This is a genomic window from Paenibacillus cisolokensis (genome assembly GCF_018403665.1).
Classification (GTDB): Bacteria; Bacillota; Bacilli; order Paenibacillales; family Paenibacillaceae; genus Paenibacillus_AH; species Paenibacillus_AH cisolokensis.
On sequence record NZ_BOVJ01000168.1, the window covers coordinates 44803 to 60552 of the forward strand.

At 60.1% G+C, this 15750-nt stretch carries 9 protein-coding genes and 1 pseudogene; all 10 read left to right on the forward strand.

Annotation, left to right across the window (positions count from 1 at the left end; genetic code table 11):
* Positions 1-381: 381 nt before the first annotated feature.
* Positions 382-4971, forward strand: coding sequence for a DEAD/DEAH box helicase (locus PACILC2_RS21485; RefSeq protein ID WP_213530748.1), 4590 nt, complete (start codon positions 382-384; stop codon positions 4969-4971).
* Between the two features lie 52 nt (positions 4972-5023).
* A complete protein-coding gene (locus PACILC2_RS21490; protein ID WP_062493236.1) occupies positions 5024-5989 on the forward strand; it encodes a Gfo/Idh/MocA family protein in 966 nt (321 codons plus the stop codon).
* A gap of 23 nt (positions 5990-6012) precedes the next feature.
* A complete protein-coding gene (locus tag PACILC2_RS21495; RefSeq protein ID WP_213530750.1) occupies positions 6013-7143 on the forward strand; it encodes a copper amine oxidase N-terminal domain-containing protein in 1131 nt (376 codons plus the stop codon).
* Between the two features lie 186 nt (positions 7144-7329).
* The gene (locus PACILC2_RS21500) at positions 7330-8130 is read left to right on the forward strand and encodes an SDR family oxidoreductase (RefSeq protein ID WP_213530752.1); all 801 of its coding nucleotides are present in this window, start codon (positions 7330-7332) and stop codon (positions 8128-8130) included.
* Positions 8127-8300, forward strand: coding sequence for a hypothetical protein (locus PACILC2_RS21505; RefSeq protein ID WP_160327804.1), 174 nt, complete (start codon positions 8127-8129; stop codon positions 8298-8300). Before PACILC2_RS21500 ends, PACILC2_RS21505 begins: the two co-directional genes overlap by 4 nt.
* Positions 8301-8496: 196 nt before the next feature.
* Positions 8497-10308, forward strand: coding sequence for a sensor histidine kinase (locus PACILC2_RS21510; protein ID WP_244863714.1), 1812 nt, complete (start codon positions 8497-8499; stop codon positions 10306-10308).
* A complete protein-coding gene (locus PACILC2_RS21515) occupies positions 10283-11953 on the forward strand; it encodes a response regulator (protein WP_213530756.1) in 1671 nt (556 codons plus the stop codon). The genes PACILC2_RS21510 and PACILC2_RS21515 overlap by 26 nt, the downstream gene beginning before the upstream one ends.
* 76 nt (positions 11954-12029) lie before the next feature.
* Complete coding sequence (locus tag PACILC2_RS21520) at positions 12030-13754, forward strand: extracellular solute-binding protein (protein ID WP_213530758.1); 1725 nt, start codon at positions 12030-12032, stop codon at positions 13752-13754.
* Between the two features lie 80 nt (positions 13755-13834).
* Entirely contained in the window at positions 13835-14740 is a 906-nt protein-coding gene (locus PACILC2_RS21525) for an ABC transporter permease (RefSeq protein WP_062493230.1), read from the forward strand.
* A 129-nt stretch (positions 14741-14869) separates the two neighbouring features.
* Positions 14870-15750 (forward strand): annotated as a pseudogene (locus PACILC2_RS21530) (carbohydrate ABC transporter permease); the annotation flags it as partial.

Here is a 15750-nt window from a genome sequence, read left to right on the forward strand (position 1 = left end):
GTGCTGTAGATGGTGCTGGTATCGGGACGGCGGGCCCAGGCTATACAATAAGGAACCTGCGTTCAATTCCGCGACGAAGTGGCCGGTTTTTGCTCAAGGCCGGGTTTCGGTCGTCGCATGCCAGCTTCCTGCATAGGCAACAGGTCCGGATTGTGTCCGGGCCTTTTGCCGTTATTTGCGGTCTTGATCGCAGGTCCATCCCCTCTCTTCTCCAAAAGTGGTATGCCCGAATACCCGGATTCCCCGACTTTTGGCCGATTTGTCGCAAGTTTGAAGTCGTTGCCGCATTTTTGCGAACGGTCTCGTATTGACTCCGCTATTTTGGTGTAATATGGTAGGAGCATGCAAGGCATGATCCGCAACGAAAGGAGTTGACCGCAGATGCAGCCTCCGCGCTCCGTCGTCTTCCATCCCGCTTTGGCCGGATGGTTCGCCAGGTCGTTCGGCCAACCGACCGACGTCCAGCTTCAGGCGTGGGAAGCGATCGCAGCCGGCCGCCATACGCTCATTGCGGCGCCTACCGGTTCCGGCAAGACACTGGCGGCGTTTTTGCCGTGCCTTGACCGTCTTGTCAAGGCGAAGGACGGCAAGCCGGAGACGCGGAGGCATGGGGTACGGATCGTTTATGTGACGCCGCTGAAAGCGCTGAACAACGACATTCATCACCATCTCATTCGTTTCGCGGAAGAAATCGACGCATTCGCGGCGCAGGAAGGCATACCATGGCCGGGCGTTCGCTGCGCGGTCAGAACCGGCGATACGATACCGAGCCAGCGCGCTTCCATGCTGCGGCGGCCGCCCGACGTGCTGGTGACGACTCCGGAATCGCTTTACCTTCTGCTGACGTCGGAGAAAGGGCGGGACATGCTTCGCACGGCGGAGCAGCTGATCGTCGACGAAATTCATGAACTGGCCGCGGACAAGCGGGGCGCCCATCTGTCGCTGACGATGGAGCGGCTGGTGGAGCTGACCGGCCGCAGGCTGCAGCGCATCGGCGTTTCGGCGACGCAGAAGCCGCTCGAACGGGTGGCCCGATTTCTCGGCGGCTGGGAAGAAGCGGGCCGCGATGCGCGGACAAGCGGGACGGCAGCCGGATGGGCGCAACACAAAAACGCACAGCCGGAAGGTACGCGAGACGAGGAAGCGCAACGCGAAGGAGTGCAGCAAGAAGGCGTACAAGACGCAGATGCGCAGCAAGCAGGCACGCAGCAAGAAGGCACGCACGATGAAGGCGCGCATGCCATCGGAGCGCAACGCGACAAGCTGCTGCGGCATCCGATCGGCTACGCGCCGCGCCCGGTGACGATTGTGGAAAGCATGATGCGCAAGTCGATGTCGGCGACCGTGACGATGCCGGATTTCAATCGGCCGATGCAGACGCGGGATGCGGTATGGCTTCCGCTGCTCGAGCGCGTCATGCAGCTGATGCACGGCAGCAAGTCCGTAATTATATTCGTAAACAGCCGCAGACTGTGCGAGCGGCTTTGCTTGCGGCTCAACGAATTTGCGGGATACGAGATCGCCCACGCCCACCATGGCAGCGTATCGCGGGAACGGCGGCATGAGGTGGAACGCCGGCTCAAGGCCGGCGAGCTGCGCTGCATCGTCGCGACATCGTCGCTGGAGCTCGGCATCGATATCGGCCATGTCGATCTCGTCATTCAGATCGACGCGCCGCCGGACGCGGCCTCGGGCATTCAGCGGATCGGCCGGGCCGGTCATGCCGTCGGCGGCGCAAGCCGCGGCGTCATCATTGCGCGTCAGCGCGGTCAACTGCCGGAAGCTGCGGTGCTTGCCCGTCTGATCCGGGAACGCGACATCGAAGAAATCCGGGTGCCGCGCAATGCGGTCGACGTGCTGTCGCAGCAGGTGGTCGCCATGGCGGCGGTCGAATCTTGGGAGATCGGCCGGCTGCATCGCCTGATTACGAGAAGCGACAGCTATCGGACATTTGCCCGCGAGACGCTGGAGGAGATGCTGCAGGTGCTCGGCGGATTTTATCCGTTCGCCCGCCCGCTTCTGACATGGGACCGTGAATCCGGGACGATAGCGGGTCGTTCGAACACGCCGATGGCGGCCGTCGCCGGCGCGGGGACGATTCCGCAAAGCGCGGCATATCCGGTCTATCATGCGGAGAGCCGCACCCACCTGGGAGAGCTCGATGAAGAATTCGTGCAGGAGAGCCGGACAGGCGACGTCTTCCAGCTCGGCTCCAGCCTGTGGATGATCCGGGGCATTCAGAACGACCGCGTCTATGTGGCGGAAGCGGGCAACCGGTTCGGGGAAATTCCGTTCTGGCGGAACGAAGCGGGAAGCCGTTCGTACGATCTCGGCTTGAAAATCGGCGCGTTTCTGCGGGAGCTCGAGGAGCGGCTCGGACTGGAGACGCCAACTCCGGACAAGGCGGAAGCGGACGGGCGGATCGCCGACTGGCTGGCCGCCGATTACGGCATGGACGCCCTGTCGGCGGAGAAGCTGATCGCGCTTGTCCGCGAGCAGCATCGCGTATGCGCGCTGCCTACCGACCGGCGGATCGTCATCGAGCATTACAAGGATTTGACCGGACGAACGCATGTGATCGTCCATAATCCGTTCGGCCGCCGCGTCAACCGGGCGTGGCTGCTCGCGATCGAAAAGCGGCTGGAACGGCTGCTGTCCGGACGTCCCTACGGCAATGCGAAGGATAACGGCCTGGAGCTGGTGCTGCCGGAATGGGACGCTTCGTGGCTGCAAGCGATATGGAGTATTACGCCGTCCGGCCTTGCGCCGCTGCTCGGAGAAGCGGTATCGGGCTCGCCGCTGCTGGCCGTCGCGTTCCGCCGCATCGCCGAGACGTCGCTTCTGCTGGCGCGAAGCTTCAAGCGCACGCCGATGTGGCAGATGCGGCTGCGCAGCGAAGAGCTGCTGAAAGCGGCGCTTCCTTATGCCGCCCGGTTTCCTTATCTTCGGGACGCGGTAAAGGAATGTCTGTACGATTACTTGGACACGGAGCATTTGACGGAGATGCTGCAAGCGGTCAGGGACGGCAGGATGGCGGTGGAAATCCGCGAAACGCCTTATCCGTCGCCGTTCGCCGAGCAGTTTATAGCCGATTACGCCAATATGCAGCTGTACGAAGGCGACGGATTGAGCGAATCGGTTCAGCTTCAGCTGATGAACGTCAGCAAGGCGTTCACCGGACAATTGTTCGGGGCCGAGCCGTTCGGCGGTTCCATTCTGCCGAAGGTGGCGGCGGAGGAAGAGCGCAAGCTGAGCGCGCCGGATCGAGAGCCGCGGAACAAGGACGATCTGTACGACCTGCTGAAGCGGAGGGGCGATCTGTCCGCGGCGGAGCTTGTGCGGCTCGCAGGGGACGAAGCGCTGAAGTGGCTGGGCGAGTTGGAGGCGGCGGGACGAATCGTCCCTGTCGATCCGGCCGGAACGGGCGAGTATCGCTGGATATGCGCCGACGAGCGGGAGATGTACCGCGAATTTCCGGAGACGGAGACGTCGCGGCGGTTTATTATCGGCCGCTTCATCGAGCACCGCCTGTCGTTCACCGAGCCCGAGCTGTGCGAACGCTACCCGCGTCTGTCGCATGACGAGGCCAGACGGCTGACGGATACGCTGCTGGCCGAGAAGCGGATCGTGCGGGCGCCGTTCGCCGAGCGCAGCGACGAGCGGCTCTTCTCGAGCGCGAGCGTCGCTTCGCGCATCGTCAGGCTGTCGATCGGCGAACTGCGCAAGCGCGCAGCGCCCGCGGAGCCGATGCGCTGGTGCGGGCAAGCCGCGCTGCTGCAGCATGCGCTGCACGGTACGCGGCTTCGCGGCACGGACGGTCTGCGCGAGACGATCGGCCGTCTGCAAGGCATCTACTTGCCGCTGTCGGCCTGGGAATCGGTCGTCTTTCCGGCCCGGCTCGACGATTACCGCAAGGAGGACCTCGACCTGCTCTGCGCGTCCGGCGAAGTCGTGTGGCTTGGCCGCAAGGAAGAAGGCGAGAAGGAAGGGCGCGTCGCTTTCTTCCTGTCGGATGCGGACCCGCCGCTCTACGCTCCGTTCGTTCCGCCGCCGGACGCGGCGTCCGCGAGCCGGCCCGGCCTGCTCGAGCAGCTGAAGCGGGGCGGAGCCAGCTTTCTGACCAAGCTGAGCCGGGATGCGGACCTGCCGCCTTCCGAAGCGCTGGCCGGGCTGATGGAGCTGGCATGGGAAGGGCTTGCGTCGAACGACCAGTTCGCGCCGCTGCGGCTTAAGGCGGAAACGAAAGCGAAGCAATGGGCGAGAACCGGCTCCGGACAGGGCCGCTGGTATTGGACGGGAACGCTTCGGGGCGGCGGGACGGGCCCGGACGTTGAAACGTCCGCCGTGCAGTGGGTCCATCATCTGCTTGGCGCGTTCGGCATGATCAGCAAGGAGTTGGTGAACCATGTATCGCCCTATTCGTGGGATGTACTGCTTCCGGTATTGAAACGGCTCGAGGAGTGGGGAACGCTCACGCGCGGTATGCTGGTCAAAGGCATTCCCGCCTACCAGTTCACGACGCCGGAGATGGCCGAAGCTGTGCGCCGGCCGCTGCCTGACGCCGCGGCTGACGCGGTCACCGTCATTTCCGCCGTCGACCCGGCCAATCCGTTCGGGCTTATGTTCGAATGGCCGGAGGCGAAAGGTCCGAATTTCGCGCGCAAGCCCGGCAATTTTATCGTGCTGCAAGGCGATCGCTGGCTGTTCTGGATCGAAGGCAACGGCAGGCGGATTCATACGATGGACGCGGCGGCCGGCGATGGCACCGGCATGGCAGAGGAGGCCAAGCTGCAGGCGCTGAAACATATTCTTGGCACGATTATGCGCCGGCAGCGAATGACGAAAATCGCCGTTCATCTTTGGGACGGCGAAGCGGCTGCCGAAGCGGACGCCGGCCGGCTGCTGCGGGCGCTCGGAGCCGAGCGGGACCGGACGGCGCTCGTGCTGTGGGCAAGTCAGCTTCGAACGTAAGCTCGAACGTTAACGTTTAAAATCCAAATCTATTTTCGAAAGGAAGAGACGCATGAATCCTGTTCGAATCGGTTTAATCGGAACGGGCGGCATTTCGCATTGGCATACGAGGCAACTGCTGGAGCTGGAGGAAGCAACGATTGCGGCAATCGCCGATCCGGGTGAGGAAAGCCGCCGTCGATGGACGTCCGCATTCGGTCTTTCTTCCGTCCCTCAATACGGCGATTACGCGGAAATGCTGGAGCGGGAGGAGCTTGATGCGGTTGTCATCTGTTCTCCGCATACCCAGCATTACGAGCAGGCCAAAGCTTGTCTGGAAAAAGGGCTTCATGTGCTGGTGGAGAAGCCGATGACCTGCTCGTCCGCGGAGGCGGAATCACTGCTCGAAACGGCGGACGCTTCGGGGCGCGTTCTTCAGGTGTCGTATCAGCGGCATTTTCAGCCGGAGTTTCTGTATATCAAGCAAGCGATCGAACAGGGAGCGATCGGCCGGCTGACATCGGTCAACGCTACGCTGTATCAGGACTGGAGCCAGGGCACGACGGGGACGTGGCGGCAAAATCCGAGCTTGTCGGGCGGCGGCATGCTGATGGATTCGGGGAGCCATATCGTCGATGTGCTGCTTTGGACGACAGGGCTTCGTCCGGAGGAAGTGAAAGCGTTTCATAGCCGGCAGGGAACGCCGGTCGAGATCGATTCCTTTACGACGATCCGCTTCGAAGGCGGCGTCGTGGCGGGACTCAATATTGTCGGGCTTTCGCCTTGCTGGTACGAATCGTATATATTCGCCGGCGATCAGGGTGCCATATTCATGGTGGACGGCTCCATTACGCTGCGCCGCCGGGGAAAGGAACCGGAGATTCCGACGCTTCCGAAGCAGACGACGAATCAGGATAAAAGCTTCGTCGACGCGATTCTGGGCCGGCACGAAATCGCGGTTCCGGGAAGCTTCGCGCTCGAGGTTGTGCGATTGACCGAACGAATTTACGAAGCGGCAGGCTATCATCCATTCGACTAATCATTATGGGAGAGAAGCAGGGAATGAAAGGATACAAACTGGCGATCGGGCTTGCGATTGGCGCGGCTTTGCTCTTGCCGTCCGCCGCCGGTGCGGCGGCCGCGAAGCCGTCATACGAATTGGAGTGGGAAGGCGGGGGCCAATCGAGCGGAACGGTTATCGCGCGCGGCGGCGTATCGTATATCGCCGCCAAAGCGATAGCCTCGGAGGCCGGACTTGCGATCTCCTGGGACGTCTCGAAGCAGCGCGCCCAATTCGACGGCTGGAACAAAAGTTTCGCCGTTCGGGTGAACAGCGACCGCGGGGTGCTGGACGGCAAAAATACGGAAATCGGCGGCAAGCCATTCGTCTTGAATGGCGAGCTCTACCTGCCGGTCAGATTTATCGTCAAGGCGCTCGATGGGGATAACGTGAAATGGAATGCCCGGACGCAAACCGTAACCGCTTCGGGACTCGGCGGCTACCATGCCCGCAGCGAAACGCACAACGGGCTTACCTTTACGGTCGTGACCGCCACCGGCGAGCTGTATGTGACCGGGGAGTCGGGGGAAAGCCGCAAGCTTGCCGATCTTGGCGACACGATATACGGCGCGGTCAAGTTCGCCTTTTACGATTCGCCGGGCGGGCTGCTTCATCTGACCGTCACCCGGAATTATGGGGAGCCGATGATCCAGTACCGGGTGTATACCGCTGTCCTGAAGAACGGCGAGCTGATCCGAGAGGCGGAAGCGGGCTACTTCCGGCGATTTGTCGACAATGCGACGAACGGCGGCGGGCAGCTGATCGTTACCGACGGCAGAACGCTGGAGCTGGTGGACGACGTTACCGGCCGCGTCGCCGAATCGTACGACCTCGTCAAGCTGGGCGGCGAAGAGGACGACTATTTCGTGGAAGGCGTCGGACCGGAATATTTGCTGATCCGGCCGAACGACCGCGGACTGCTGATGCTGATCGACCGCAAAACGGGCGGCAAAACGCTGCTCTACAAAGAGCTGCTGGACAAACTGAATCAGGAATATGCCGAGACGAACGACGTGCCATATTTCGGCGACTGGCTGCGCTTCGTGAGGCGGGACGGCGATACGCTCTATTTCCGCAACGACGCGCCGATCCAGCAGGACAACAAGCTGTATGCGTACAAGCTGCCCGAGTAAGCGGCGGCCAGCGGGAGAACGGACCGTAACCGGGTTTATGGCGAAGCTTGACGCCGCCGCCGGCTGAATGAGACAATCGCATATAGGGCGAACGGAAAGGACGGCCGCGAGCGCCGTCCTTTCCTAAATGATGGAACTGATACGAACAGCGGAAACCGCCGTTACGGCGAAGGAGGTTTGCGAGAAATGACCATCGTCGACGATAGTTTGAAAGGGAAAATCGCCATCGTGTGCGCGTCGAGCCGCGGGCTCGGATATGCGACGGCCAGACGGCTTGCGCAGGGCGGCGCGCTCGTCACGATGCTGAGCCGGTCGGAGAAGAACGTGGCGGAAGCCGCGGCGGCCATCGAAAAGGAGACGGGCATACGCCCGCTGGCTTACGCCTGCGACGTATCAAAGGCGGAAGACATCCGGCGCGTCGTGGCCGATACGGTCAAGGAGCGCGGGGGGCTGCACATCCTGGTCAACAACGCCGGCGGACCGCCTGCAGGAACGTTCGCCTCGTTCGGGGACGAGGATTGGATGCGCGCGCACGAGCTCAATTTTATGAGCGTCGTCCGGTTCGTCCGCGAAGCGCTGCCGCATATGAAGAACGGCGGCGGAGGCAGCATCGTCAATATCATCTCGGTTTCGGTGAAGCAGCCGATGCCCAATCTGGTGCTGTCCAACGCCTATCGCGCAGCCGTCGTCGGTCTTGCGAAAACGCTGGCTGACGAGCTGGCGCCCGCAGGCATCCGGATCAACAATGCCGCGCCCGGTCGAATCGCCACCGAACGGATCGCCGAGCTCGACCGTCATCGCGCGAACGCGGAAGGGCGCAGCGTCGAGGAGATCGAGCGGGAAAGCCTGCGGGGAATTCCGGCCGGGCGGTACGGGGACCCTGCCGAATTCGCCGAAGCCGTTGCGTTTCTGGCATCGGACCGGGCGTCATATATAACCGGGGCGACACTGCAGGTCGACGGCGGCATGGTCCGGTCGTTGCAATGATGCGGTGCTGGCCGGCAAGCGTCGATGCTGACGTCGGCTGCCGTGTAGTCCCTGCGCCATTGCTGCGCGGGGGAGACAACGAAGTCGCCGTGCTGGAGCTTCACGGCACGGAGACGGGCGTTCTGGAATTCAAGGATGTGCCGGATCCGGTCAGTACGGAGAAACCATAAAGCGGATTTCGTCCGCCGGGGCTTTCAATCAAACGGGGCTTTCCCGCAAGCGATCGAGCATCGCCTGGGGGAAGCCTCTTTTTTGCGCTTGCCATATCAGACAAGGGAGCAGGAACTTGAGGGAGCGGGAGCGAATGTTCCTGTTCCGGCGTTTCCGGCTTCCGGCGCAACATTTTCGTAGAGAGGAACGATTGTGATGAAAATCGTGACCCGATCCCCCCGCCAATCCATCTTTCCGAAAATCGTGCTGACCTTTCTTGCGCTCCTCGTCCCGCTCTATACGCTGAATTTGTTCATGAACGAATCCGGCTCGGATTCGGTCCGTACGGAAATCGTCCGTTCCATGAACGCGAAGGTCGAGTTGTACCACAACCTGATCGAATCCGATTTCGAACGGATCATCAAGCTTGTTCAGGCCTATGTGAACGACGACGATTTGGTGATGCTCAGCACGGCTGTCCCCGTCATGTCGGAAATCCAGAAAACGTCCGCCATTCTCGCTTTGAAGCGCAAGCTGGACCTGGTCAAAACGTCCAGCAATTTTGTTGAAAATGCAAGCGTATTCATTCCGTTGCTCGACCGTATCGTATCGTCCAACGACAATGCGATCGCGCCTTTTGACAAGGAGCAGTTCCGGGCGCTTGCCGTCACGACGAACCGGTACGAATCGCCGTACCTGATGTGGAAGGACCGTCTGTTCATCAGCGTTCCTTATCCTGACCCCGCCATCTCCGATCGCCGCGAACCGACATTTCTGCTCGCGGTCGAAGTGTCGGAGAAAGGATTGCGCGACGCACTGCGCCAATTTGCCAACAACGGCGAACTGGCCGTGCTGTACGGCAACCGCCTTCCGTGGTCGATCGCAAGCGGCGGCGCACCTGCCGAAATGGCCGACGCGGCGGAGGCGCGCATCGCCGCAAGCCGGCTGCCCGACGACAGCGGCCGGCTGCCGCTGCGGGACGGCAAGGCGGAAGAGCGTCTCGACATCGGCGGGGAACGGTATCTTGTCGTTACCCGCTCCTCCTCTGCGCTGGACGCGTCGCTATCGATCTATATGCCCGAGGAAGAGGTGTTCGGTTCGCTGCGGCGATACCGAATGTGGCTGATTGCGCTGTCGCTCGCATCGCTCGGCATTCTGCTGTTTTTCTCGTTCAGCCTGTACCGGATGATTCAGCGGCCGCTGCGGACGCTGGTGCGGTCATTCGACAAAGTGGAGCAGGGCAATCTGAATCTGATCGTCTCGTATCCGCTGAAGGACGAGTTCGGTTATTTGTACGACCGTTTCAATGCGATGGTCAAGGAACTGAACGTTCTCGTTCATGAAGTATACGAGCAGCAATACCGGGTCCGGCTCGCCGAGCTCCGCCATCTCCAATCGCAGATCAACCCGCATTTTTTGTACAACAGCTTTTTCCTGCTGCATCGGATGGCTGCGCTGGACGACCGCGACAACATCGTTCGTTTCACGAAATTTCTCGGCGAATATTTCCAGTTTATTACCCGGGACGGCATGAGCGAGGTGCCGCTCGACACGGAAGTGACGCATGCGCGCAATTACACGGAAATTCAGTCTTTCCGCTTCGCAAGCCGGATTCGGGTCCTGTTCGGCGACATCCCCGACGGATGCGGCGGCCTGCCCGTACCGCGGCTCATTTTGCAGCCGGTCATCGAAAATGCGTACCATCACGGTCTGGAAAACAAGACGAAGGACGGATGGATCGGCATCGGATTCAGGCGGGAGGACGAGACGCTCGTCATATCCGTTGAAGACAACGGGGACGAACTGACCGACGCCTCGCTGCAATCGCTGCGCGACCGTCTGCGTGAGCCGGCGGACGAAACGGAAAGCACGGGGCTGATGAATGTGCACCGGCGCATCCAAATCCGCTGCGGCGCGATGTACGGCCTGAAGCTCTCGCGGAGCAAGGCGGGAGGTTTGCGGGTCGATATCCGGCTGCCGTTAAGCCGAAAGGAGAATGAACATGTACCGATTGCTGATCGTGGATGACGAGCCGTATACGGTTGACGGGCTGTACGAGCTGCTTGGCGAATCGGATCTCGGGGAGCTCGATCTGTTCAAGGCTTATTCGCCGGACGAAGCGCTCGGCTGGCTGAACCGGGTAAAGATCGACATCGTCCTGAGCGATATCCGGATGCCGGGCATGGACGGCCTGCAATTGCAGCGTCTGATCAAGTCACGCTGGCCGCGCTGCAAAACGATCTTTCTGACCGGCATTAACGAAGTCGCGTCCATACAGCAGGCGCAGCGCGACGGCAGCATCGATTACATTTTGAAAACGGAAGGCGACGAGCCGATTATCCGCAGCGTGCAGGCCGCCATCAAGGCGCTCGATCAGGAGCTGATGAGCGACCATTTTCTGCGCCGCGCAGAGATTCGCGTCCGCGAGGCGCTGCCTGTGCTGCGCAGCGAATGGCTTCGCCGCTTGCTGAAATACGGGGCGGCCGATGCGAAGCTGTCGTCCGCGCGGCTGAAGGAGCTCGATTGCCCGCTGGACGCGGAAACCCCGGTCCTGCCCGCCCTTGCCCGCATCGACCGGTGGCCGGAGCAGGCCAGTCTGTCGGACCGGTCGCTGCTGATGTACGGAGTGGAAAATATGATCTGCGAATATTTCGAGACGCTGACCGTGCAGCCGGTCGTCGTGGACGAGTCCTACGTGATGCTGCTCTTTCAGCCGGGCAAGACGGAAACTGATGCCGAGGGGGACGGATGGGAACGGACGCTGCGCTTCGTGCAGGGGACGCTCGAAGAGGTGCAGTCCACTTGTACGCGCCTTCTGAAGCTTCCGCTGTCGGTGGCGTACAGCCGCGGGCCGGTGAGCTGGGAGGAGGTCGCCGACATTTATTCCGGCTTGCGGAACATGCTCGTGCTCGGCATCGGCAGCGGTGAAAACATGCTGCTGTCCGACGGCGCGGGCGACAGCTGCCCTGACACGCCGGAGCGGCTCGAAGGGGCTCGCATCGCCCGTCTCCGCGAACGGCTGACCGTCGTGCTGGAGAGCGGCAGCGGGGAGGAGATGCTGGCGGTCATCGGGGAATGGTTCGGCGGTACGCAGGACTACGCCTTATATCTGGAAGCTTATTATACGGTGGCGACAGAGCTGATCCGGCAGTTCAACCGCTGGGGCTGGCCGGAAGCCGGACAATCGGATATCCGTCCGGAACGGCTGATGGATGTGCAAAGCCACGTTTCGCGGGATGCGGCGGTCGAATATTTGCGGCGCGCCGGGCTGCGGCTGCTGACCGTCAGACAATCCGAGCAGGACGAGCGGACCGACCGGATTGTCCGCAAGGTGAACCGGATGATCCGGGAGCGGATAGGAGGCGATCTTTCCTTGACCGCCATCGCGGAATCCGTCTACCTGAATCCGTCCTACTTGTCGGTTCTGTACAAGCAGACGACCGGACGCAACATTTCGGAAACGATCGCCGCCGCCCGGCTGGACAAGGCGAGGGAGCTGCTCTCCGCTTCGCCGCTGAAAATCCATGAAGTCGCCGCCGCCGTCGGCTTCGAGAACGCGGGCTATTTCACCCGTTTTTCCGCAAGCATACCGGAATCAGTCCCCAGGAGTACCGCGATCAGGCGGGCAGCTGACAGGCGGCGGAAATTCCAAAACAAAAGAGAACGAATCTAAACATTGTTCCATATCGGCTTCGGAGCAGACGCGATATACTGAGCGCAAATCACCACATTACCGGAGGAGGATCGCGATGAAGCGTATGGCGAATTGTAAAGGTGCCGCAATCGTGCTGATGCTTCTGCTTGTTTTTGTAACCGCTTGCTCGGGCGGAGGCCAGCCGTCAGGCGAGGCAAATGAGTCCGGCGGACAAACGGCGGATAAAGGAACGACGGACGGCGGAACGGGAACGGCGGAAGAGGATCAGCCGGCCGACCCGGCGGGCAAATACGATCCGCCTATTGAAATAACGACCGTGCGCATCGTGAACGACACGTTCAAGTACGCCGAAGGGGAAGATATCAGCAACAACGTATGGACGCGGACGATGGAAGAGAAGCTGGGAATCAAGGTCAAATACGATTGGGTCGTGAGCGGCGACGGACCGGGCGGACAAGGCGAACAGAAGATGAACGTCTCGATCGCCTCCGGCGATTTGCCGGAAATCGTCCCGGTCAACGCGAGACAGCTCAAGCAGCTGGTGGAAGCGGATCTGCTGATGGATTTGACGGACATTTACGAGAAGTACGCTTCGCCGTTTTTGAAAGAAATTATGACCCAGGATGGACCGAACGCGCTCGCCTCGGCTACATTCGACGGCAAGCTGATGGCGATTCCGAATACCGGGTCGGCTATGGACGGGGCTCCGATGGTTTGGATTCGCAGCGACTGGCTGCAAAAGCTGAATTTGCCTGAGCCCAAAACGATGGACGACGTACTGCATATTATCGAAGCGTTTACGACGCAGGACCCGGACGGCAACAACAAGGCCGATACGATCGGCATGTCGCTCAACAAAGACCTGTATGGCGGTTATGCGACGATCGACGGATTTGCCAACAGCTATCATGCCTATCCGCGCATCTGGGTCAAGGACGGCAGCGGCAAGCTCGTTTACGGCAGCATCCAACCGGAGATGAAGACCGTCCTGGCCAAGCTGCAGGAGATGTACAAGAAGGGCCAGATCGACCGCGAATTCGGCGTGAAGGATACGGGCAAGGCCGCGGAGTTCGCCGCCGCCGGCAAAGTCGGAGTGCATTTCGGCCAAATGTGGAATCCGCTCTGGCCGCTCGTCGACAACAAGAAGAACGATTCGAACGCGGAATGGCAGTCGTATCCGCTCATGTCGATCGACGACCAACCGGCCAGGCCCCAGACGAGCATGGCGGTCGGCACCTATTACGCCGTGCTGAAAGATGCGAAACATCCGGAAGCGCTGCTGAAGCTGATCAATCTCTTTGTCGAAACGGGCTGGGGAGAGACGACGACGCCGGAAAACTATGCGGCGCATTTTACGAGCGACGGCATCGAACGGTTCAAGTACGCTCCGTTCCAGGCATGGCCGGCCCGCAAAAATCTGGACATTCATCTGCATATTCTGGAGGCGGAGAAAAGCGGCGACGCAACGAAGCTGAATCCGGAGGAGCAGGACAATTACAAGCAAATCAAAGATTATTTGAACGGCACCGGCACGGAACTGGGATGGGCGTATGACCGCGTGTTCGGTACGACCGGATCGTTCGCGACGATCAATCATTACGTGAATGAGAACCTGCTCTACCAGAACGAATTTTTCGGCGCGCCGACGCAGACGGCCGTGGAGAAAGACGCGACGCTGCAGAAGATGGAACTGGAAGTGTTCACGAAAATCATTTTGGGCGATCCGATCGACAATTTCGACAAATTCGTAGCCGATTGGAAGAAGCTCGGCGGCGACGCGATTACCGAAGAAGTGAATGCGTGGTACGCGGCCCGATAATGATCCGAACCGGGGAGGGAAGAGGAGGGACCGCTCTTCCCTCTTTTTATCCGCTGACGCTGCAGAAGAGAGGTGGTTTTATGTTACACAGAGTGAAATGGAAATCGCCGTATTGGCCGCTTCATCTTATGGTGCTGCCGGGCCTCATTCTCGTACTGATTTACAGCTACGGTCCGATGTTCGGCATCGTCATCGCCTTTCAGAAGTTTATGCCGGCCAGAGGCATTTTCGATTCGCCCTGGTCGGGTCTGGACAATTTCCGCTATGTGCTGGATATGCCCGATTCCATGCGGGTGCTGCGCAATACGGTCATCATCGCCTTTTTGAAAATCGTCGCCGGTCTCATCGTGCCGATCATCGTCTCGCTGCTGCTCAACGAGGTGCGCAAAGAGCTGTTCAAGCGCGGCATTCAGACGCTCATCTATTTGCCTCATTTCCTGTCCTGGATTATTCTCGGAGGCATTCTGATCGATATTTTGTCCCCGTCGACGGGAATCGTCAACCAGGCGCTGTCATGGGCCGGAATCGAGCCGATTTATTTCCTCGGCGATAACGGCTGGTTCCGTCCGGTTCTCGTCATCTCGGACGTCTGGAAGGAATTCGGCTTCAACACGATCGTGTATTTGGCGGCATTGACAAGCATCAGCCCCGCGCTGTACGAAGCGGCCATTGTGGACGGCGCGGGCCGGTGGAAGCAGACATGGCATATCACGTTGCCGGGGATGATGCCGATTATCGTGCTGCTGACGACGCTGAGTCTGGGCAATGTGCTCAATGCCGGCTTCGATCAGGTGTTCAACCTGTACAGTCCGCAGGTCTACGAATCCGGCGACATCATCGACACGTTCGTATACCGGATCGGTCTGGTGGACGCCCAATACGGCGTAGCGACGGCGGTAGGGTTGTTCAAGTCGGTCGTCTCCTTCATATTTATTTCCGTATCGTACTATCTCGCGTACCGGCTGGCCCATTACCGGATATTTTAGGCCCGCTTACGAAGCCGATTTGCTCGCGCAAAGTTTTAGCGGATGCTTACGTAGTAACTTTGCTCGCGCAAAGTTTTGGCTGATGCTTACGAAGCCGATTTGCTCGCGCAAAGTTTTAGGAGGTAGATTATGGTCGAGCGCATCACGACGGGCAGAAGGTTGTTTGTCGCCTTCAACTATTCGCTGCTCACGCTGCTTTCGCTGCTATGCCTGTTTCCGATGATCCATGTGCTTGCGGTATCGTTCAGCTCCAGCGAAGCGGCGACGGCCGGCCTCGTCAAGCTGTGGCCGGTCCAGTTCACGTTCAGTTCGTATGAATTCGTGTTGGCCAAACCGGCGTTTCTGACGTCGATCGGCGTTACGCTGAAGCGGGTTGCGCTCGGCGTTTCGATCAATATGGCGCTGTCGGTTTTGCTCGCCTATCCGTTGTCCAAGGAGGTTGCGAAATTTCCGTGGCGGACGTTTTACGTCTGGATTTTCGTCATCACGATTCTGTTTCAGGGCGGACTTATCCCTTTATATATGACCGTCAAGTTTACCGGCATTATGGATTCGATCTGGGCGCTCGTGCTGCCTTCCGCCGTCCCGGTATTCAATGTTATTCTGCTGCTCAATTTTTCCGCGGACTGCCGAAGGAACTCGAAGAGGCGTCGTTTATGGACGGCGCCGGCCATTGGATGACGATGTGGCGCATCATGGTGCCGCTGTCCGCTCCGGCGCTGGCGACGATTACGCTGTTCGCTACGGTCAACCACTGGAATTCGTGGTTCGACGGGCTGATCTTCATGAACTCGCCGGAACACTATCCGCTGCAGAGCTATTTGCAGACCGTCGTCATTAACCGCGATCTCAGCCTCGTTTCGTCGTCGGATATGAAGTCGCTCGCGGAAGTGAGCGACCGTACCGCGAAAGCGGCGCAAATCTTTCTCGGCGCGCTGCCGATTTTGCTCGTGTACCCGTTTTTGCAACGGTTTTTCATGAAAGGAATCGTGCTGGGCAGCGTCAAAGAG